The organism is Micromonospora sp. CPM1 (assembly GCF_023896895.1).
Classification (GTDB): Bacteria; Actinomycetota; Actinomycetes; order Mycobacteriales; family Micromonosporaceae; genus Micromonospora; species Micromonospora tulbaghiae.
Window position 1 is genome coordinate 13,636 of sequence record NZ_JAMHIU010000011.1, and the last position, 18,365, is coordinate 32,000.

Genomic DNA, 18,365 nt, shown 5'->3' on the forward strand with positions numbered 1-18,365 from the left:
AACCGCCATGTCCCGGACCCTGCACCTCAACGCCTTCCTGATGGGTGTCGGCCACCACGAGGCGGCCTGGCGGCACCCGCGCGCCGACCCGAGCCGCCTCGCCGACGTACGCCACTTCCAGGAACTGGCCCGCATCGCCGAGCGGGGCACGCTCGACTCGGTGTTCCTCGCCGACGGGCTCGCCGTCGGCCCGGCCGTGCGGCACAACATCCAGGCCGTCTTCGAGCCGCTCACGCTGCTCGCCGCGATCGCCACCGCGACCGAGCACATCGGCCTGATCGCCACCGCCTCCACCACGTACACCGAACCGTTCAACCTGGCCCGCGCGTTCGCCTCGCTCGACCACCTCAGCGGCGGGCGGGCCGGCTGGAACATCGTCACCTCCGCCCAGGCCCGGGAGGCCCGCAACTTCAACCTCGACGACCACCCCGCGCACGCCGACCGCTACCGGCGGGCCGCCGAGTACGTCGACGTGGCGATCAAGCTCTGGGACAGCTGGGAGGACGACGCGCTGGTCCTGGACGCCGCCGCCGGGGTCTTCGCGGACACCGGCCGGGTGCACGAGATCGACCACGCCGGCGAGCGGTTCCGGGTCCGCGGGCCGCTGAACACGCCCCGCCCGCCGCAGGGCCGGCCGCTGCTGGTGCAGGCCGGCTCGTCCGCCGACGGCATCGCGTTCGCCGCCCGGTACGCCGAGGCCGTGTTCACCGCCCAGCAGACGCTCGCCGACGGGCAGGCGTTCTACGCGGCGCTCAAGCGGGCCACCGCCGACGCCGGCCGCGACCCGGAACTGGTGAAGGTGCTACCCGGTATCGCGCCGGTCATCGGGGGTACCGAGAAGGAGGCCCGTGCCCTTGCCGACGAACTGGAGGCCCTGATCGTGCCTGAGCACGCGCTCGCCCAGCTCTCCGGCATGACCGGGCTCGACCTGACCGGGCTGCCGCTGGACGGCCCGCTGCCCGACCTGCCGGACGCCGGCGCCGTGCAGTCCCACCAGAGCCGCTACCAGCTCGTCGTCGACCTGGCCCGGCGGGAACTGCTCACCCTGCGACAGCTCATCGGCCGGCTCGGCGGCGGACGCGGGCACCGCGTCGTGGTCGGCACCCCGGAACAGATCGCCGACCAGATCGAGCTCTGGTTCACCCAGGGCGCCGCCGACGGCTTCAACGTCATGCCACCGCTGCTACCCGATGGACTGGAGGCCTTCGTGGACCACGTCGTACCACTGCTGCGCCGGCGCGGGCTGTTCCGTTCCGCGTACACCGGGCGCACCCTGCGCGAGCACTACGGCCTGCCCCGCCCGGCCAGCGTCTACGCGACCCGTGAGCTGGTGGCGTCGTGACCACCGTGGACCGGCCCGGCGCCGCCGCCGTCGAGCTGCGCCCGGTCGACGTCGACTCGTTCCGCGGCCTGCTGCGCCGCCAGGCGTCCACCGTCACCGTGGTCACCACCCCCGGCCTGCGTGGCAACCGGATGCGGCCGGACCTGCCGCCGGCCGGGTTCACCGCCACCTCGTTCACCTCGGTGTCGCTCGACCCGCCACTGGTCTCGGTCTGCCTCGGCCGCGCCTCGTCGAGCTGGCCCACCGTCGAGCAGGCCGAACACGTCGCGGTGCACCTGCTCGCCTCCGGCCAGCAGGAGATCGCGCAGATCTTCGCCACCAGCGGCATCGACCGGTTCACCGCCCACCCGGGCTGGACCACTGGGCCGTTCGGCGTGCCGCTGATCGGCGACGCGCTCGCCGTGCTGCTGTGCCGGGTGGTCCGCCGGATCGAGGCGGGCGACCACACCATCCTGCTCGGCGAGCCGCTCGCGCTCGGCGCGGGCGAGGACGGCGACCCGCTGCTGCACCACCGGGGCCGCTACACCACCACGCTCGGCGACTGGCCCGAGGCGTGGTGACCACCGCCGCCGACGAGCTGATCGCGCTCGACCGGGCCGCCCAGGGCCTGCTGTTCCGGGCGGCCCGCACGGCCAACGCGTTCACCGACGAGCCGGTCGGCGACGAGCACGTCCGCGCCGTCCACGACCTGGTCCGGTACGGCCCGACCGCGATGAACGCCCAGCCGCTGCGGGTGCTGCTGCTGCGCTCCGCGGCGGCCCGGGCGCGGCTGCTGCCGTACGTCAGCGCCGGCAACCGGGACAAGACGGCCTCCGCGCCGCTGACCGCGGTGCTCGCCGCCGACGTGGACTGGCACGACCGGCTGCCCGAGCTGTTCCCGCACCGCCCCGGCGCGCGGGACTGGTTCACCGGCGACCCGGCCGGCCGGGAGGCGCAGGCCCGGTTCAACGCCGCGCTCCAGATCGGCTACCTGCTGGTCGGCGTACGCGCCGCCGGGCTGGCCGCCGGACCGATGGCCGGGTTCGACGCCGCAGGCGTGGAACGCGAGTTCTTCCCCGGCGGGCGGCACCGGGTGCTGCTGCTGATGAACATCGGCCGCCCGGCGCCGGACGCCTGGCGGGAACGGCTGCCCCGCCTGCCTTACGAGGAGGTGGTCAGCACACTGTGAGTCAGCGCGGCTCCCACGCGTCCGGCTGAGCGGTCAGCTTGCGCACGTGGGCCGGCAGCCGGCCGCTGACCAGCTCGTCCAGGCTCACCTCGTCGACCACCCGGCGCACCGACGCGCGCACCGCCACCCAGAGGCGGGGCAGGTTCTCCGCCGCCCCCTCGTACTGCGTCTCCTCGGGGCGCAGCCCGCGTACCCCCGCGAGCGGGCCGTCGACGGCGCGCAACACGTGCCCGATGGTGATCTCCCGCGGCGGCCGGGCCAGCGTGTAGCCGCCCTCGGCGCCGCGCTGGGCCCGGACGACCCCGGCCCGGCGCAGGTCCGCCAGGACCGCCTCGAGGAACTTGCGCGGCATGTCCTGCTCCGCCGCGATGGCCTGGGTGGACAGCAGGGTGGGGTACGCGGTGGCCAGGCTCAGGGCTGCCCGGACCGCGTAGTCGCCGCGCGCGGAGATCTGCACAGTGCCATCATGCCTGGCCGCCGGGTGCGGGGGAGTCGGCGGGCGGCCGGGGTCGCACCAGACGGACGGGCAGCGGGCGTTCCCGCTCGGCCCGGAACGTCCCCGGACTCACCCCGACCTCCCGGGTGAAGAAGCGGCCGAAGTTCGTCGGCTCGGGAAAACCCAGCTCCCGGCCGATCGCGGCGATCGACTCGTCGGTGGCGGCGAGCAGCCGGCACGCCTGCAGCGCCACCCGCTCGTCGATCACCTGCTTGGCGCTGCGGCCGGTCACCGCCAGGCAGGCCCGGGTCAGGGTACGCACCGAGCAGCCGAGCTGGGCGGCGTAGTCCTCCACCCGGCGGGTGTGCCGGTAGCCGCGTTCCACCTCCCGGCACAGCCGCCGGAACGTCTCCGTCTCGGCCCGGGGCGTCGCGCCGTTGCGCGGATGCGGCAACAGGCTCAGCCGCAGCAGCAGCACGGCGAGCTGGTGGCGCAGCAGCGCCGCGGCGGCCGGCACCAGCGCGTGCCGGTCGGCGTCCACGGCGAGCTGGCTCACCTCGCTGATCACCGCGTCCTCGTCCTCGCCGGCGAGCTGGCGGTGGGCGGGCACCGCGTCCGGGTCGACGTCGAGGCCGCGCAGCGCGTCCGGCCGCCAGCTCACCACAGTCGCGTCGAGCTGGGCGCCGACGAACCGCAGCGCCTGGCCTGGGTGCGCGCGCAGCAGCGTGCCCGGACGGCAGGGGACCGGCCGGAAGTCCAGCTCGGCGGTGCCGTGGCCGTGGGTGACCAGGATCAGCAGATCGCGGTCGAGCAGGACCGGGCGGGGCCAGCCGGGCTCGGCGGCGAGGTCGCCGAGCACACCGGTGACGATCTCGTCGGTGCCGGGGCGGAACTCCGGCAGGCCGGTGCGGGTGGCCGGGGAGGGCTGACCGGTAGTGACCATCATCCCGACGGTAACCGGCAAGCCCGCACGTTGCATCTCGACGGTTTCACCCGCCCGGGCCGCTCTTGTCGGCAGCCGAGCCGGACGGTTAGGTTACCGATCGGTAAGACCCGGGCCGGCGTGCGTTGCGCACCCGGCCACGCGGCCCCGGCCGACCGGCCCGCGGCCGGGCGACGGCGATGGGATGGGCATGACGGATCTGTTCTCGGTCGACGGCAAGACGGTCCTGGTGACCGGCGGCTCACGCGGCATCGGGCTGATGATCGCGCGCGGCTTCGTCCGGGCCGGCGCCAAGGTGATCATCTCCTCGCGCAAGGCCGACGTGTGCGAGTCGGTCGCCAAGGAACTGTCCGCCGAGGGCCACTGCGAGGCGATCCCGGCCGACCTGGGCAGCGACGCGGGCGCGCTGGCGCTCGCCGAGGCCGTGCGGGAACGCCACGACCGGCTGCACGTGCTGGTCAACAACGCGGGCGCCACCTGGGGCGCGCCACTGGAGGAGTACCCGGAGGGCGCCTTCGACAAGCTCTGGGCGGTGAACGTCAAGGCCGTCTTCCGGCTCACCACCGCGCTGCTGCCGCAACTGCGCGCCGCGGCCGACGCCGACGACCCGGCCCGCGTGATCAACATCGGGTCGATCGACGGCATCCGGGTCCCGTGGATGGAGGTGTACGCGTACTCGGCCACCAAGGCGGCTGTGCACATGCTCACCCGTGGCCTCGCCCACCAGCTCGCCGGCGAGCAGATCACCGTCAACGCGATCGCGCCCGGACCGTTCGAGAGCAAGATGATGGCGTTCGCGCTGGACGACCCCGAGTCGCGCGCCGCCATCGAGCAGCAGGTGCCGCTGGGCCGCATCGGCCGGCCCGAGGACATGGCGGGCACGGCGATCTACCTGGCGTCGCGCGCCGGCGCGTACCTGACCGGAGCGGTCATCCCGGTCGACGGCGGGATCACCACGCGCGGCTGAGGCGTACCCCCGGTTGGAGACGGCCCGGGGCCGCGCGGACTCGGCAGATCCGCGCGGCCCCGGGGTGTCGCCGTATCAGCGACCGGCGAGCAGCCGGTTCACCGCGGTGTCGACGTCCAGGTGCTCGGCCTCCCGGCCGCGCGGGACGACGACGTAGGTCCGGCGCAGGAAGCGCACCAGCACGCTGCGCGGAACCTCGAACAGAGCGTTGCCGTCCGGAGACGACAGCGCCAGCGCGACGAAGTCGCCGCGCGGGGTGGCCCACGGCCAGACCCGCACATCACCGATGCCGGCCGGTTCGTCGAGCCCGGTGACCAGCAGTTCGCGTGCGAACGACCAGCTCACCGCCTCGCCGCCGGCGGACTCGGCATGGAACAGGACATGGACCGCATACGGGTCAGCAGGGTCGTAACGCAGACTGGCACGCACCGGCAAGGCGGTGGCGTCAGGCGCGACGAGCCTTAGCGACGTCTCGACCTCTACGGTCGTCGGTCGGATGACACTCATGGACGTTCTCCCCCCGGCACCGCTGCGGAACGCGCGTGTCCCGCTTTTCCCATACTCAGGTGCTGCTCCTGGCTACGCTCCGCCATACGCTGACTTCACCCAGTGGTGGGAAGGGGTTCCGAAAGCCCTCGGGACCGCCTGGCCCCGCGTAGAATTTCCGGTTCCGCCCACTCCGTCGTTCCGCCCGGCAACGGGTGGTTCAGTCGTCGACTTACTCCGGTAACGTCCAGTCGTGAGCAGGGGTGACGGTCCCGCGCGACACTGGGGGTGGAAATGGTCACGAGGGGCTCCTCGGTGACGTCGCGGACCACGGCCGAATCGCCGAAAGGTGCGGCCCGAGCAGCCGAAAGTCGGGGGTACGAGGTGCCGGTGGAAGGGCGGTCGCAAGGCGCTCTCATGGAGCAGCGCCGGCGGCGACGGGGCTGGCGGGGACGCCTGCACACCACGCTCGACCTGATCCGCGCCAACCCCACCGGCCGCGTCGCCCTGAAGATCTTCATCGGCATCCTCGGCGCCATCGTCGTCACCGTCGGCATCGCGCTGATCCCGCTGCCCGGGCCCGGCTGGCTGCTGGTCATCGCCGGCCTCGGCGTCTGGGCGGTCGAGTTCCACTGGGCGCGACGGCTGCTCGCGTTCACCCGCCGGCACGTCAACTCCTGGACGCGCTGGGTGACCAGGCAGTCGCTGCCGGTGCGGTTCGTGCTGGGCGCGGTCGGGCTCGCGTTCGTGTCCGTGGTGGTGTGGCTGTCGCTCAAGTACAGCTTCGGCATCGACGTGGTGGCGGAGGCGCTGCACTACCTCGCGACGCACTGAGGGCCGGTTTTTGGTCCGGGCGGGTGATCGGGTAGAGTCATGCGCGCTGAGGGCGATTAGCTCAGCGGGAGAGCGCTTCGTTCACACCGAAGAGGTCACTGGTTCGATCCCAGTATCGCCCACGCAGGTCAAGGCCACTTCCCGGCTTCGGGAGGTGGCCTTTCTGCTGTCGTACAGCAGCGGCGTCAGCGGGTGGTCAGCGAACCTTCGCCCGCCCGGTGCTGTGGGCCTCGCGGTGGGTGGCGCCGAGCTGCAAACCGCGTCTGCAGTCATGCCGGCCGGTCGCTCGGCCGCCTCGCCGACCCTAATTCCCCTCCGTTTCAGAACCGTCGCAAGCCTGATGCGCCGTGGGCAGCGGCTACGAAACTGCGGCTAGCAATGGGCGGCCGATGACCTCCCCTTTGGTCCTTCGCTTCGGTGGCGATTGTCGAGTCCCAGGTGAGGCTTGACGTTTCCGTGCCAGCTGATGGTTGACGGAGTGGCCTAGGGAGACGCGGAGGGGTTCGTCGTGGATGGGCTCAGGGCTGGGTTAGGTCGATGTGATGCTCGACCGGGCGACGCGCTGGGCCGGTGTATTCGGTGAGGGTGAACCGGCGGTGGTCTTCGGTGGGGTGGACGGTGACAGCGATGGTGCTTCCGTCTGCGAAGCGCAGTGTGAAGACGGGATCTTGGTCGCAGAGGAACGCGAAGCCGTCGCGGTCCTCGTCGGTGTTGTTGAGCAGGCGGCCGTGGGCGTCCCAGCCGCGGTCCCTGGCGGTGATCACAGCGGCGACTTCGATACTGCCGAGAAGGGTGGAGGTGTTCGCCCACCAGTCCAGCCAGCAGCGGCCCTCGAAACGATCCATGACCGTCACCTCTCAGAAGGTCAGCGCCCGGCCGGAGGACGGTCGGTTCTGCATGGTCGGTGGGCTTTGATGCTGCGGACCGGTTGGTCGTTGGTCCGTTGGGACGTGCGGGGGCCATCGTCGCATTCGACGGTGAGGGTGGTATGGGTGACGTCGATGGTGACGGTCTAGCCGACGTGGCGGTGACCACTATTGCCTCGGTGCCGTCAGCGAGGATGATGCCGCCGAAGACGTCCATCTGCCACAACTCCATCGGCCGAGCCCGTTCCCACCGCACGTAGTTGCCCCGGCCGCGGCGATGCCTCATCGCCACGGGCAGTCCGTGCCGGGCCAGGATCCGACAGTCCGCAACGGCACTGGCTCAGGGCAGGCATTACGACCCAGCTCGAATGCGATCCGTCGCGCAACCCAACGCGGGTGTCCTGGACCCGGTCTACCCGGTGATCTTCCTGGACGGCTGGTGCGCCCTAGCGGAAGTCCGCTGCGTGGTCGAGGGCCCACTGCCGGAATGTGCGGGCAGGAACCCCGGTGACGTCCTCCACGGTTGTGGTGACCGGCTCCGGTGTGTCGTTCATGGCAGCCCACCCGTCAAGCGCCATGTCCACGAACGCCGGATCGCCCCACTCGGCCAGCAGAGACTCGCGCGCCTCGGCGCGAGGCTGCTCCTCCCACCGAAGGTCGCGGTCGATCGCCGTACCGATGAGCCGTACCTGCTCCAGTTGGCTGATAGCCTCGGGCCCGGTGAGGGTGTACGCCGCCCCGACGTGGCGGTCCTCGGTCAGCGCCAGGGCGGCCACTCCGGCCAGGTCCTTCTCGTGTATCAGCGATCGACGGGCGTGCCCGTACGGCCACCGCACGACCCCCCGGGTGCGGATCTGTTCGGCCCAGCCCAGCGTGTTGGCCGCGAATCCGCTCGCCCGGAGGAAGGTCGACTCCAGCCCGGTCCGCTCGATCAGATCCTCCATTTCGCCCCAGAATCCGACCGGCCGATCGCCATCTCGCCCGCCCATCGCGGACAGGTAGACGACCCGGCGGGCGGGCTCGGAAAGCCTTTCCACGGTTGCCGGTGCGGGCGCGGTCGACAGGCCGGGCCACACGAGGAAAACCGAGTCGACCCCGGCCAGGGCGGCGTCGAGTGTGTCCGGTCTCGTCAGGTCACCGCCGGCGACGGCAACATCGGAGGGCAGCCTCGCTGCGCTCGGTTCGCGAACCAGAGCTCGGACGTCTGCGCCCAGCTCCAGCAGCCTGTTCACCACGTGCCTACCAACGTTTCCGGTAGCACCGGTGACCAGGACTGTTCTGTGTGTACTCATCGACCGCTCCCGGGGTTCGTGACGTAACGCGCGCCGATTCCGGCCGACCCGGCAACGGCGCCCCGGCACAACTCTCGAACTTGAACAAATGTTTAGGTCAAGTACTGTGGCGGCCGTGACATCGCTCGTACCCGACGCCGACGAACTCACGATCGGTGAACTGGCCGACCGCAGCGGCGTGGCCGCCTCGGCGCTGCGGTTCTACGAACGCCAGGGCCTCATCCGCAGCCGGCGTACCGTCGGCAACCAGCGCCGCTACAGCCGTTCCACCCTTCGCCGAGTGGCGTTCATCCGGGCCTCGCAGAACGTCGGAATCCCGCTGGCGGCAATCGGCAGCGTCCTCGCCCTGCTGCCCGAGGGACAGACGCCGACGCGCGAGTTCTGGATCCGCGCATCCGAATGCTGGAGCGTCGAACTCAATTCGCGGATCCGACAACTGGAACGCATGCGCGACTTGTTCACCGAATGCATCGGCTGCGGCTGCCTGTCCCTCGACCAGTGTGAATTGATCAATCCAGACGACAAGTTGGGCGCCCTCGGGCCAGGCCCGCACCGACTGGTCAAACACCCGCCACCGTCGGGGTTATGCGGGCCGCAGGTAGGTCGGTAGCGTTGGCTTGCGGCCGCCTGAGGCCGGTGGCGCATCCCGCGCTATGAGGAGGTTCGGGATGGATTCCTTGCCGGAGCTGACCTTCGGGCAGCGGCTGAAGGTCTACCGGGAGCGGTCCGGGAAGACTCGTGCGGTGCTGGGCGGACTGGTGGGGCGCAGCGCCGAGTGGGTCAAGGCGGTGGAGACCGATCGGATCCTGCCGCCGCGCATCCACATGCTGGATCGCATCGCGCGTGCGTTGAAGGTCGATGTGTCCGCCCTGGCCGGCGAGCTGAGCGACCGGTCCGCTGTGGTGAACGGGCCTGAGCATCCGGCGCTGGCGTCGGTGCGGGACGCCGTGAACCGTGTCGTGCTCGCCGACGAGGCTGCGGTGGAGTCGTTGGCCGGCTTGAGGGAGCGGCTCGCGGTGGCGTGGCGGGCGCGTCATCAGGCGTCCGATCACCGGACGGTGCTGGGTGGGCTGCTGCCGAGACTTCTGCACGACGTGCAGCGGGCCGCGCTGGTGTACGAGGGCGTTGAGCGTCGGCAGGCGCAGTCGCTGCTGGCGGAGACCTTCGGGTTGACGCAGATGTTCCTTGCGTACCAGCCGGCTGCCGAGTTGTTGTGGCGGGTCGCGGACCGGGCGATGGTGGCGGCGCAGGATTCCGGTGACCCGGAGGCGGTGGCCCTCGCGGCATGGTTCCTGTGCCAGGTGCATCGTGACGCCGGAGACTGGGACACCGCCATGGTGGTGACCCAGGATGTCCTGTCGGCTCTGGAGCCGAGGGCGGCCGACGCGGGCACGAATCTGCTGGCGTTGTGGGGTGCGCTCAACTTCGAGGCCGCGTACACCGCCGCTCGTGCCGGCGAGGAAGGCCGGGCCTGGCGGTACTGGGATCGGGCGGACCGGGTGGCGCAGCGTCTGCCGGAGGATTTCTATCAGCCGCAGACGTCGTTCTCCCAGGTCATCATGGGCGCCCACGCGGTGACAGTGGCGGTGGAGTTGCAGAAGGCCGGTGAGGCGGTACGGCAGGCGCGCCGCCACGACTCGGCGGCCATTCCGTCGAGGCCGCGCCGGGCACGCCATCTCATCGAGGTGGCGCGGGCGCACTACGGCAAGGACGACAAGGAAGCGGCCGTGACGACGCTGCGGAAGGCGTACGAGTCGGCCCCGGAGACGATCCGATTCAACGGGTACGCCCGCCAGATCACGTTGGACCTGCTCGACGGCCCACGCTCCACCCGTGACGACGCCCGTGACCTCGCGGTCAAGGTCGGGCTTCTCTCCTGATCCAGGGGTAGGAACCTTACCCATTCCGCTCCGCGACCCACCGTAGCTTCCTGCTCACGGGATGCGGCGGGCGGTGCGGGTATCGCCTGGTCGCCGCGTCCCCCTCAGAACCGAGGGAGGGTCCGTGCGGCGCGTCTCGTATGACGAATACCTGTCTGCCACCGCGCTGACTCTTGCTCGCAGGCACCGGCCGGTGTGGTCGTGGCGGCTCTGGCGGCGCATCTGCCGCTGTGGGTCCGAACTGCCCTGCCGCGTCCGGCATCGGATTCCGATCAATCGGGGCCACTGGCCGTCGGAGGGTGAGCAGTGACCAGTGAGCAGGAACGGACGATCGTCGCGATTCATGTGCGAGGGCTCGACGGCATGTGTGTCGGGTGCCGAGCGTGGTGGGCGCGGCTGACTCCGTACCCCTGTTGGCAGGTGGAATGGGCGACGAGTCGGCAGGCGCGGGCGGTCACCGCGCGGTTCCTGGAGGGCGCGCGGTGACCACCCACGGCCCGGTCATGCCGGTCTGGAGCTGCGGCGGCTGCGACCTGCCCTGGCCCTGCCCGACCCGGAAGCGTGAGCTGCGGGCGGAGTACGCGGACGCTCCAGTGTCGCTGGCTCTCTACCTTGGTGCCTACCTCGTCCAGGCCACCGAGGACATGCCTTGGACGCCGGCCGGCGTGCTGCACCGCCGCTTCCTTGGCTGGACCAGGGAAACCGGCCACCTCATGCCGGTAGTACAACAGCGAAGTACAGCAACCGAGCCAGCCGAACGAGGCCGAGCAGCACACCAACAGGGCGCCTGACCTCGCATCGAGCCTGATCCGGCCGGCCCGCAGACAGCTCACACCGAAGTGGTGAGGGTTCGCGATCCCCGCCTGGCTTGTGCTGGCTGTCGGCCTCGCGCCTGCCGACGCCGACCACGAGGGCCACGTGCATCGACGTACGGCTCTGGGCGTCGTCGTGGCGGCACCGGTATGGATCCCGCAAGTTGAAACCCGAATCCCATCGGCAACCCTCTGAGCAGGGCTTCCTGAGTGGTGGCCTCTTCGGCGGGCCCGAAGGCGTCGACCTTCGGGGCTTCGGGGCATCGTCCTGGAATGCACGCTTGCTCATGGCCGATGAGCGGATGCGCGGGGGCCGCGACGCAGTGTTTCTGGAAATTCGGCGCCTGACCTGCCTGTGACCGGCTTTGTACGCGCGGATGGGTGTTGCGATTGCGTCGAATGTCGTTATATCGGCGTCTTCGCAGAACTTCATGGCATCCGCGAGACCGTCTCGACCTTCTTCATCTTTCCTCTGGCTCCTGGTAGAAGTGCGACATGCCGTCGCGGCGTGTCACATGACTGTCGGATGAGAGCGGATCGCGACGTGCTGGCTCGCGGCTGGTGCATCGGTCGACTGCTGCTCGCGGTGCGTAGTGCGGGCACCGATTCGGGGGCATGGCGCTTTTCGCTGCTGGTCAGGGCAACTCGTCGTACAGCACTGGAGGTGGCCAGAGGTGTCGGTGATCGAACCAGCGCATTTGCGTGAGCCAGCATCTGCCGTTGCCGACCGTGTGACTCCAGGCGTGTGATGAGCACACCTGCCGAGGTCGACCGCCTGCTCAGCGCCGCCGACGAGATCACCGCGCGGGCCGGTGTCGGCCCGGACACCCGGGCGGCCGTTGAGCGGGCCGTTGCCGCTGCCCGTGGTCTCGGCGATCCGGGGCGTCTGCTGCATGCCCTCGGCCGCGCCACCCTGAACCTCTCTCAGGAACGGCTCGCCGATGGCGGTGATGTCACTGAGCTGCGGGAACAGGCCGAGGAGGTCATCGCGCTCGCCGGCGATCTGCTCTCCGATCCGGACTGGCATGCCGACGCCGTGGTCCGCACCGTGCAGGCGGGCCAGATCCTGGCCGGCAGCGGGCTCGTCGATCGCGGGCGCGATGTCGTCGAACGGGTGTGGCGGTTGATCGCGCCCCGGCCCGCCGACGGCCTCGACGCCCGCCGCGCTCGGACCGCGGCACTGACTGGGCTGGTCACCCTGCGACTGGAGACGGACCCCTCCGTCCTGGGACCGTTAGCCGCCGAGATGGTCGACCTCCAGCGTGGGCTCGCCCGCGACACCGGCGAAGCGGCCGCCGTGATCGACCTGGCGGACGCCCTTGGCATCTTCGCGCGGGTAGCCAGCACTCTGGGGCGGCCGGACCTGATGCGGGTGGCGCTGACCGAACAGTACTCGCTGGAACAGATGTTCCAGGGCTCCGGAGCGCAGAAGCGACTAGAGCAGATCGAGGCGTCGCTGGCGCAGCTGCAACAAGCCGCGCCGGAAAACCTGGTGGTGCCCGACTCGGGCGCATGGCGGATACGCCGCTCCTACCTGGATCTGCTGGCCCAGCCCTCACCATCCGGCGTTACCGCCAGCGGGTTCGCGGCGCGGCTGGCGGCGGAGTCGCGGGTGACCGGCCCCGCACCCGGCAACCGCCCGCCCGCTGACCCGTCGGTGATCGCCGATTGTGCCGCCCGGCTCGATGAAGGAATCTCTCTGGCCGACGCGGACCAGATCATCGAGGCCGACCGCGTCCTCGCCGAGCTCGCCGACGAGTTGAGCCTGTATGACGGGGCGACGTCGGACCCGGCCCGGCGGGACGTCCGGCGCCTCTGGTCCGCAGCCCTCTACCAGCGGGCGATGCTCCGGCACCGGATCGGTCACTGCGACGACGCCTGGGACCTTGCCTGGCTGTCCGTGGTCGTTGCCGTCCGGCGGCACGAGGGCCTGCTACGCGGGACCGCCACCGAGCGGGAGGCGCTGGCCGACGCGGTCACCCACATGGTCGACGCCGCCGTGGTCGCGGAAGCCACCGGACGTCACGAAGACCAGATCATGCTGCTGTCCGAGGTCATCGACCGCTGCGCGGACGCGGACGCGGCCTACCCACGGCTGCGTCGCATCCTCGGCACGGCCCTGCACAATCTCGCCGCCGCGCTGCTCGAACGCCGGCAGACGGCGACCGCGGCGCCCTTGGCCGAACATGCCTACGCCATCCGTCACGAGCTGGCCGTGCTGGACCAGCGCGCAGCCTGGGAATACGCGAACACACTGCTGCTCACCGCCGCCCTCGCCGTCGACCGTCAGGACTGGCGAATCGCCGTCGAACGTCTCAGCGCAGTCGGGCGGTTGCTGGTTGCCTTACAGACGTACCCGGAAGCGATGGCCGGATATGCAGGACAGCTCGTCATCGAGGTCACCGCCCAGGCACCCGAGCTGGTGGACCGGGCCCGTGCCGCCGGCACCTGGCCATACCAGACCTGGACCCCTCAGGCGTAGCGCCCACACATTCGGGGCCCGGCCGGCCGCTTCGGGCGGAGGCGTGCCCGCTGAGAGAGTCAACAAGGGACACCAACAGGCTGCGCCAGCGGGTGGCCCGAACCTCCGGCGGCAAGCGGCCAGGCTGGTGGCCAGCACGAGCCGTAGCTCGGACCGCTACCTGGTCCGGCGAAGCCCGCCTGAGCTACGGCTTGCGATCAGGCCCTGGCCCGAGGGCGTGGTCGGGCCCTGGTTTCGGAAGTGGTTACTGCGGTGTCACCGTGAACCCCGTCATGGCCAGCGAGAGCAGGCGGGTCGCGGTGGTGCCGGGGTCGGGGTCGTTCTCGGTTGCCAGGGCGATCCCGGTGACCAGCGTCGACAGGTCGGCGAAGGTGATGTCGGGCGCCAGCACTCCGGCCTCGGCGGCCCGACGAACCAGTGGCTCACCCGCCTCGGACAGTTGGTCGGACGCGCAGTAGACGCTTTCGGTGCGGCCGCGGTTCAGCGCCTCGGCCAGGCCCCGGATCGTCGCGGCAGCCCGCGTGATCTCGATCAGGAACTCGACGAGCGCGGCCCGGGGGTCCGGTTCGCCCGCCAGTTCGCCGGCGCGGGCGCAGAGGGCGTCGATGCGCTCCCGGAAGACGGCTTCGAGCAGGGCGTGCCGGGTCGGGAAGTGGCGGCGGACCGTGCCGGAGCCCACCCCGGCGGTCCGGGCGATCTGTTCCAGCGACGCGTCGGCCCCGTGCTCGGCCACCGCCTCTGCTGCCACCGTGAGCAGAAGTTCGTAGTTGCGGCGGGCGTCTGCTCGCATGTCTCACCTCGGCGTTGCTAAGCGGCGGGGTCCGCCGTATCTTAGCAAGCGTAAACGGCGGCCCCCGCCGTTTCTTGGGTCGAGGAGTGTGTCCATGTCAGATCGAGCACCAGTCCTGGTCACCGGCGCCACCGGCCGGCAGGGCGGGGCGACCGCCCGCGCCCTGCTCGCCGCCGGCGTCCCGGTGCGCGCCCTGGTCCGTGACCCTGCTGCCGCCAAGGCCGCCGCGGTCGCCGCCCTCGGCGCCGAGCTGGTCACCGGCGATCTCCGCGACCCCGCATCGCTGGTCCCGGCGGCCCGGGGCGCCCGCGCCGTCTTCTCCGTGCAGATGCCGGAGCTGCGCGGTGACACCTGGGACTTCGAGAGCGAACTCGCCCAGGGTGTCAACCTGATCGAGGCCGCGCTGGCCGCGGAGGTCCCCCAGTTCGTGCACACCTCGGTGTCCGGCGCCGGGCAGCACGAGGACGCCCCCGGCTGGACCGACGGGCGCTGGACCGCGATGGAGCGCGTCTTCCTGCCCAAGGCCGGCATGCAGGAACGCGTCCGGGCCGCCGGCTTCGACCGGTGGACGCTGATCAAGCCGGGCTTCTTCATGGAGAACTTCCTGCCCGACCTGGCCTACCTGCTACCGCGGGGCATCGCGGGCGGGCTCGCGACGGTCCTCCGGCCGCAGACCCACCTGTCGCTGATCGCTGTCGACGACATCGGCCGAGCGGCCGCGGCGGCCGTCGCCGACCCCGACCGCTTCCACCGCGTCGAACTCGAACTGGCCGGCGACCACCTGCCGATGACGGAAATCGCGAAGAGCATCGGTGAGTCGCTCGGCATCGACGGCACCGCTCCCGACATGACCGAGGCGGAAGCGCTCGCCGCGGGCATGCCGCCGTGGGCAACCACCTCCCACGAGTTCCTGAACGTCGCCGGGCAGCCGGCCCGGCCGGAGTTCGCGCGCGCCCTCGGCATCCCCCTGACTACGTTCGCCGAATGGGCCGACCGCCACCTGCGCCCCCTCCGTCAGGGCTGACGCCAAGGCGCTACCGCTGCGCCGGTCTGCTTCAGTGCCAGCCCGGACCGCTCGGAGGGTGCCCGCGCGACGCGGGCACCCTCCGAGGGCCGGCGGTGCCGGATTCCCGGCTCGCCCTCAGCTCGTGGGGCCGGACGCCGCCCCACCGAGGGTCACCTTGAGGATCTTCTCGTTGCTGTTGTTCGGGGTGCTGTCCTTGTCCCCGCCGGTGCTCGTGGTCAGCCACAGGTTGCCGTCGAGGGTCGGTTCGACGGTGCGCAGCCGGAAGTACGTCCCGACGAAGTACTGCTGGACGTTGGTGAGCGTGTTGCCGCTGATCTCCGCACGGTACATCCGGTTGCCGCGCAGGCAGGCGATGTAGAGCACGTCCCGGACGATCGCGATGCCGCTGCACGAGGCCTCGGCGACCGGGTACGTCCGGATCGGGGCCCTGAAGTTCGCGTTGGCGCAGTCGCCGGAGGTGCCCTCGCAGGCGGGCCAGCCGTAGTTGCCGCCCTTGACGATGATGTTGGTCTCGTCCATGACGTTGTTGCCGAACTCCTGCTCGAAGAGCCGGCCCTGGGAGTCGAAGGCGAGTCCCTGCGGGTTGCGGTGGCCGTAGCTCCACACGTAGTTGCCGAAGGGGTTGTCCGCCGGGACGGTGCCGTCGGGGTTGAGCCGCAGCACCTTGCCGCCCAGGTTACTGGTGTCCTGGGCCACGTCCGGGTCCTGTCCGTCGCCGGTGGCGGCGTAGAGCTTGCCGTCGGGGCCGAAACGCAGCCGGCCGCCGTTGTGGTACTTGTTGCGCGGGATTCCCGTGACGAGCACCTGCTCGGTGCCGGTCTGGAGCGTGCCGTCGTAGCGGATGCGCACGATCCGGTTGTCGGTCGTGGTGGTGTGGTAGATGTACAGCCAGCGGTCGGTGGTGAAGGTGGCCGAGACGGCCAGCCCGAGCACGCCGCCCTCGCCGCTGGTGCCGGCCACGTTCGGCACGGTGCCGATGCTGCGCTTGTCGGTGCCGTCCGGGTTCATGGCGACGATGTCGAACAGGTCGCGCCGGCCGTAGAGGACCGTGCCGTCGGGCAGTTGCACCAGGCCCCAGGGCAGGTCCTTCTCGGTGGTGATCGCCGTGGCGCCACAGATCGGGCTCGTGCAGCCCGAGCCGGTGTGCGCGGTGACCGCGGCGCTCGCCCCCGAGACGTTGCCCTGGGCGTCCCGGGCGGTCACGGTGTACCGGTAGTCGGTGTCGGGCGCCAGCCCGGTGTCGGTGAACGTGGTCGCCGGAGGGTTGCCGGCGGTGCCGGTGGTGGAGCCGACCGCCGTACCGTTGCGCAGGATGGTGTAGCCGGTGACCGCGACGTTGTCGGTGGAGGCCGACCAGGTGAGGGTCACGTCCGTGCCGTTCACAGTCGCGGCCAGGTTGGCCGGCGTGCTGGGCGGAGACGTGTCCTGCTGGCAGAACGGCGGGGTGACCGAGAGCGTCGAGCTGGCCTGCGAGACGTTGCCGGCGGCGTCGCGGGCGTTGACGTACCAGCCCCAGGTGACGCCCTGCACGACGCTGAGCGTGGCGGTCCGCGTCCGGCCCGGGACCGAGGTGACGAGCTGGCCGTCGTGGTAGATGTCGTAGAAGGCGACGCCGACGTTGTCCCAGGAGGCGTACCAGGAGAGCGTGACGGACTGGCAGGTCAGCCGGGTGCTGCGCAGGCCGGTCGGCCGGGTGGGCGGGCTGGTGTCGGCGGCGAGCCCGGCCGTCGGCCGGCTCCCGGTCGCCGGCGCGGCCGTCGCGGCGTTGGCGGGTACGCCGGTCAGGATGGTGCCGGCGCAGATCAGCAGGGCGAGCGGTACGCGGTGTCGGAACTGGCGAGGATTGATCCGCACGGATGCTTTCCTTCCCGGGTTCTTGGTCAGTACGGGTAGCCGGGGACGTTGAGCCGCACGCTGTACAGGCCCGAGTCGTTCGTCCGGCCGGAGGTGATGTAGAGGGTCTGCCGGTCGGGTCCGCCGAACGCCACGTTGGTGGTGCCGGTGCCGCCGGAGCGGATCGTGCCGAGCTGCGCGCCGGCGGGCGAGTAGACGTGGATCAGCCCGTCCGAGCCGGAGGCCCAGTACACGTTGCCGGCGCAGTCGATGGTGACCCCGTCGGGACCCCCGAGGTAGTTCACGAAGACGCCGCGGGCGCCGGCGCTGCCGTCGGGCTGGACAACGTACTTGTAGATCTTGTTCTCGGAGTAGGTGCCCACGTAGAGCGTGCTGCCGTCCGGGGAGAGCGCGATGCCGTTGGGTTGCCGCAGCCGGTCGTCCACCAGCGACACCTGGCCGCCGGAGACGCGGAAGACACTGGTACGTCCGCTCATCTGGTCGGGTCGGTTGCCGCGTTGGAAGTTGGGGTCGGTGAAGTAGACGACGCCGTCGGACCGGACCGTGACGTCGTTGGGTGAGTTGAACGCCCGGCCCTGGTAGTCGGCGGCGACGGTGCTGCGGGCCTGGTCGCTCAGCCGGTATGCGGAGACGTTCCGCTGGTCGTGGGTGGCGGCGATGACCTGCTGGGCGTCGGGGCTGAGTGCCAGGCCGTTGCTGCCGGCGTCGGCGATGAAGGTGTCGAAGGTCGCCGGCGGGGTGAACCGGCGGATCGTGGAGGGCTGCACGTTGCCCGGCCCGGTGCCCGCGGCCATGTCGGACATCAGCAGGTAGCCGCCGTCGGCGATCCAGACCGGTCCTTCGAGGAACGAGAACCCGCTCCGGATCTTCGTCGCGGACACCGAGCCGGTCGGCAGGGGCGGGCCGTACCCGGCGCCCTCCGGGCAGGCCCCGGGTGGAGCGCCGGGTGGGCCGGTGAACGGGTAGGTGTGAACGTTCACATCAGAGGCGTCCCGAGGTGCCGGGGGTGCGGCACCGGCGAGGCCCGGTGCGGTGGTGAGCACCAGGCACAGGCCGGTGAGTGCGGCGATGGTTGGACGCCAGGTCATCGGGTACTCCCATCGGAGTCGGTGAATGCGGGGGCCGTGGTTGGCTGGGCCGGCCCCGGCCGCCGCCGACACCTACTATTGATCAATATCGATGTATA

General features: G+C 71.0%; 19 protein-coding genes and 1 tRNA gene. 12 read left to right on the top strand and 8 right to left on the bottom strand.

Going from position 1 to position 18,365, the window contains the following annotated elements; translation table 11 throughout:
* Window positions 1–7 precede the first annotated feature (7 nt).
* From M8C11_RS15285 to M8C11_RS15295, 3 genes are read left to right on the top strand one after another with little or no spacing between them, the layout of a single operon-like run.
* On the top strand, window positions 8–1,342 hold the full coding sequence (locus M8C11_RS15285) for an LLM class flavin-dependent oxidoreductase (protein ID WP_252450020.1): 1,335 nt from the start codon (window positions 8–10) through the stop codon (window positions 1,340–1,342).
* Window positions 1,339–1,902 carry a flavin reductase family protein gene (locus tag M8C11_RS15290; protein WP_252450021.1) on the top strand — a complete coding sequence of 188 codons (564 nt, stop codon included), beginning with the start codon at window positions 1,339–1,341 and terminating at the stop codon, window positions 1,900–1,902. Before M8C11_RS15285 ends, M8C11_RS15290 begins: the two co-directional genes overlap by 4 nt.
* A complete protein-coding gene (locus tag M8C11_RS15295) occupies window positions 1,899–2,510 on the top strand; it encodes a malonic semialdehyde reductase (RefSeq protein ID WP_252450022.1) in 612 nt (203 codons plus the stop codon). The genes M8C11_RS15290 and M8C11_RS15295 overlap by 4 nt, the downstream gene beginning before the upstream one ends.
* Window position 2,511: 1 nt before the next feature.
* On the opposite strand, the gene M8C11_RS15300 is transcribed toward M8C11_RS15295, so the two are convergent.
* Together M8C11_RS15300 and M8C11_RS15305 are read right to left on the bottom strand one after the other, a co-directional pair.
* Window positions 2,512–2,967 (bottom strand): Rrf2 family transcriptional regulator, encoded by a 456-nt coding sequence (locus tag M8C11_RS15300; RefSeq protein WP_104114498.1) that lies wholly within the window; start codon window positions 2,965–2,967, stop codon window positions 2,512–2,514.
* 7 nt (window positions 2,968–2,974) lie between these two features.
* Window positions 2,975–3,892, bottom strand: a complete 918-nt coding sequence (locus tag M8C11_RS15305; protein ID WP_120570904.1) for an AraC family transcriptional regulator — start codon at window positions 3,890–3,892, stop codon at window positions 2,975–2,977.
* 187 nt (window positions 3,893–4,079) lie between these two features.
* Here M8C11_RS15305 and M8C11_RS15310 point away from each other — a divergent pair, with 187 nt between their 5' ends.
* Complete coding sequence (locus M8C11_RS15310) at window positions 4,080–4,856, top strand: glucose 1-dehydrogenase (protein WP_121683395.1); 777 nt, start codon at window positions 4,080–4,082, stop codon at window positions 4,854–4,856.
* A gap of 75 nt (window positions 4,857–4,931) precedes the next feature.
* On the opposite strand, the gene M8C11_RS15315 is transcribed toward M8C11_RS15310, so the two are convergent.
* Window positions 4,932–5,363 carry an SsgA family sporulation/cell division regulator gene (locus M8C11_RS15315; RefSeq protein ID WP_007457244.1) on the bottom strand — a complete coding sequence of 144 codons (432 nt, stop codon included), beginning with the start codon at window positions 5,361–5,363 and terminating at the stop codon, window positions 4,932–4,934.
* Window positions 5,364–5,636: 273 nt separating this feature from the next.
* Between M8C11_RS15315 and M8C11_RS15320 the strand changes: the two genes are divergently transcribed.
* Window positions 5,637–6,176 carry a TIGR02611 family protein gene (locus tag M8C11_RS15320; RefSeq protein ID WP_252450023.1) on the top strand — a complete coding sequence of 180 codons (540 nt, stop codon included), beginning with the start codon at window positions 5,637–5,639 and terminating at the stop codon, window positions 6,174–6,176.
* Between the two features lie 50 nt (window positions 6,177–6,226).
* Window positions 6,227–6,298, top strand: a tRNA-Val gene (locus M8C11_RS15325).
* 396 nt (window positions 6,299–6,694) lie between these two features.
* Here the strand turns inward: M8C11_RS15325 and M8C11_RS15330 are convergent.
* Window positions 6,695–7,021, bottom strand: a complete 327-nt coding sequence (locus M8C11_RS15330) for a hypothetical protein (protein ID WP_252450024.1) — start codon at window positions 7,019–7,021, stop codon at window positions 6,695–6,697.
* A 467-nt stretch (window positions 7,022–7,488) separates the two neighbouring features.
* Window positions 7,489–8,334, bottom strand: coding sequence for an NAD(P)H-binding protein (locus M8C11_RS15340; RefSeq protein ID WP_135243868.1), 846 nt, complete (start codon window positions 8,332–8,334; stop codon window positions 7,489–7,491).
* A gap of 115 nt (window positions 8,335–8,449) precedes the next feature.
* Between M8C11_RS15340 and soxR the strand changes: the two genes are divergently transcribed.
* From soxR to M8C11_RS15365, 5 genes are all read left to right on the top strand, one after another.
* Window positions 8,450–8,944, top strand: a complete 495-nt coding sequence (soxR, locus tag M8C11_RS15345) for a redox-sensitive transcriptional activator SoxR (protein WP_252450025.1) — start codon at window positions 8,450–8,452, stop codon at window positions 8,942–8,944.
* Between the two features lie 58 nt (window positions 8,945–9,002).
* Window positions 9,003–10,214, top strand: a complete 1,212-nt coding sequence (locus tag M8C11_RS15350) for a helix-turn-helix transcriptional regulator (RefSeq protein WP_252450026.1) — start codon at window positions 9,003–9,005, stop codon at window positions 10,212–10,214.
* A 306-nt stretch (window positions 10,215–10,520) separates the two neighbouring features.
* Window positions 10,521–10,700, top strand: a complete 180-nt coding sequence (locus M8C11_RS15355) for a hypothetical protein (RefSeq protein WP_135239061.1) — start codon at window positions 10,521–10,523, stop codon at window positions 10,698–10,700.
* Window positions 10,697–11,005, top strand: a complete 309-nt coding sequence (locus M8C11_RS15360; protein WP_135239062.1) for a hypothetical protein — start codon at window positions 10,697–10,699, stop codon at window positions 11,003–11,005. The genes M8C11_RS15355 and M8C11_RS15360 overlap by 4 nt, the downstream gene beginning before the upstream one ends.
* Window positions 11,006–11,774: 769 nt before the next feature.
* Window positions 11,775–13,508 carry a hypothetical protein gene (locus M8C11_RS15365; RefSeq protein WP_252450027.1) on the top strand — a complete coding sequence of 578 codons (1,734 nt, stop codon included), beginning with the start codon at window positions 11,775–11,777 and terminating at the stop codon, window positions 13,506–13,508.
* Window positions 13,509–13,752: 244 nt separating this feature from the next.
* Here the strand turns inward: M8C11_RS15365 and M8C11_RS15370 are convergent, their stop codons facing one another.
* Entirely contained in the window at window positions 13,753–14,298 is a 546-nt protein-coding gene (locus tag M8C11_RS15370; RefSeq protein WP_252450028.1) for a TetR/AcrR family transcriptional regulator, read from the bottom strand.
* A 94-nt stretch (window positions 14,299–14,392) separates the two neighbouring features.
* Between M8C11_RS15370 and M8C11_RS15375 the strand changes: the two genes are divergently transcribed.
* Window positions 14,393–15,322, top strand: coding sequence for an NmrA family NAD(P)-binding protein (locus tag M8C11_RS15375; RefSeq protein WP_252450029.1), 930 nt, complete (start codon window positions 14,393–14,395; stop codon window positions 15,320–15,322).
* Between the two features lie 117 nt (window positions 15,323–15,439).
* Here the strand turns inward: M8C11_RS15375 and M8C11_RS15380 are convergent, their stop codons facing one another.
* Both M8C11_RS15380 and M8C11_RS15385 read right to left on the bottom strand, forming a co-directional pair.
* Entirely contained in the window at window positions 15,440–17,179 is a 1,740-nt protein-coding gene (locus M8C11_RS15380; protein ID WP_252450030.1) for a PQQ-dependent sugar dehydrogenase, read from the bottom strand.
* Between the two features lie 26 nt (window positions 17,180–17,205).
* Window positions 17,206–18,267, bottom strand: coding sequence for an SMP-30/gluconolactonase/LRE family protein (locus M8C11_RS15385; protein ID WP_252450031.1), 1,062 nt, complete (start codon window positions 18,265–18,267; stop codon window positions 17,206–17,208).
* Window positions 18,268–18,365 lie beyond the last annotated feature (98 nt).

What these genes read in the sequence shown, in the direction of transcription:
- M8C11_RS15340 (WP_135243868.1), bottom strand. Translation starts at nt 8,334, where the DNA reads ATGAGTACACACAGAACAGTCCTGGTCACCGGTGCTACCGGAAACGTT.
- M8C11_RS15330 (WP_252450024.1), bottom strand. Translation starts at nt 7,021, where the DNA reads ATGGATCGTTTCGAGGGCCGCTGCTGGCTGGACTGGTGGGCGAACACC.
- M8C11_RS15375 (WP_252450029.1), top strand. Translation starts at nt 14,393, where the DNA reads ATGTCAGATCGAGCACCAGTCCTGGTCACCGGCGCCACCGGCCGGCAG.
- M8C11_RS15320 (WP_252450023.1), top strand. Translation starts at nt 5,637, where the DNA reads ATGGTCACGAGGGGCTCCTCGGTGACGTCGCGGACCACGGCCGAATCG.
- M8C11_RS15350 (WP_252450026.1), top strand. Translation starts at nt 9,003, where the DNA reads ATGGATTCCTTGCCGGAGCTGACCTTCGGGCAGCGGCTGAAGGTCTAC.
- M8C11_RS15385 (WP_252450031.1), bottom strand. Translation starts at nt 18,267, where the DNA reads ATGACCTGGCGTCCAACCATCGCCGCACTCACCGGCCTGTGCCTGGTG.
- M8C11_RS15365 (WP_252450027.1), top strand. Translation starts at nt 11,775, where the DNA reads ATGAGCACACCTGCCGAGGTCGACCGCCTGCTCAGCGCCGCCGACGAG.
- M8C11_RS15305 (WP_120570904.1), bottom strand. Translation starts at nt 3,892, where the DNA reads ATGATGGTCACTACCGGTCAGCCCTCCCCGGCCACCCGCACCGGCCTG.
- M8C11_RS15315 (WP_007457244.1), bottom strand. Translation starts at nt 5,363, where the DNA reads ATGAGTGTCATCCGACCGACGACCGTAGAGGTCGAGACGTCGCTAAGG.
- M8C11_RS15310 (WP_121683395.1), top strand. Translation starts at nt 4,080, where the DNA reads ATGACGGATCTGTTCTCGGTCGACGGCAAGACGGTCCTGGTGACCGGC.
- M8C11_RS15370 (WP_252450028.1), bottom strand. Translation starts at nt 14,298, where the DNA reads ATGCGAGCAGACGCCCGCCGCAACTACGAACTTCTGCTCACGGTGGCA.
- M8C11_RS15285 (WP_252450020.1), top strand. Translation starts at nt 8, where the DNA reads ATGTCCCGGACCCTGCACCTCAACGCCTTCCTGATGGGTGTCGGCCAC.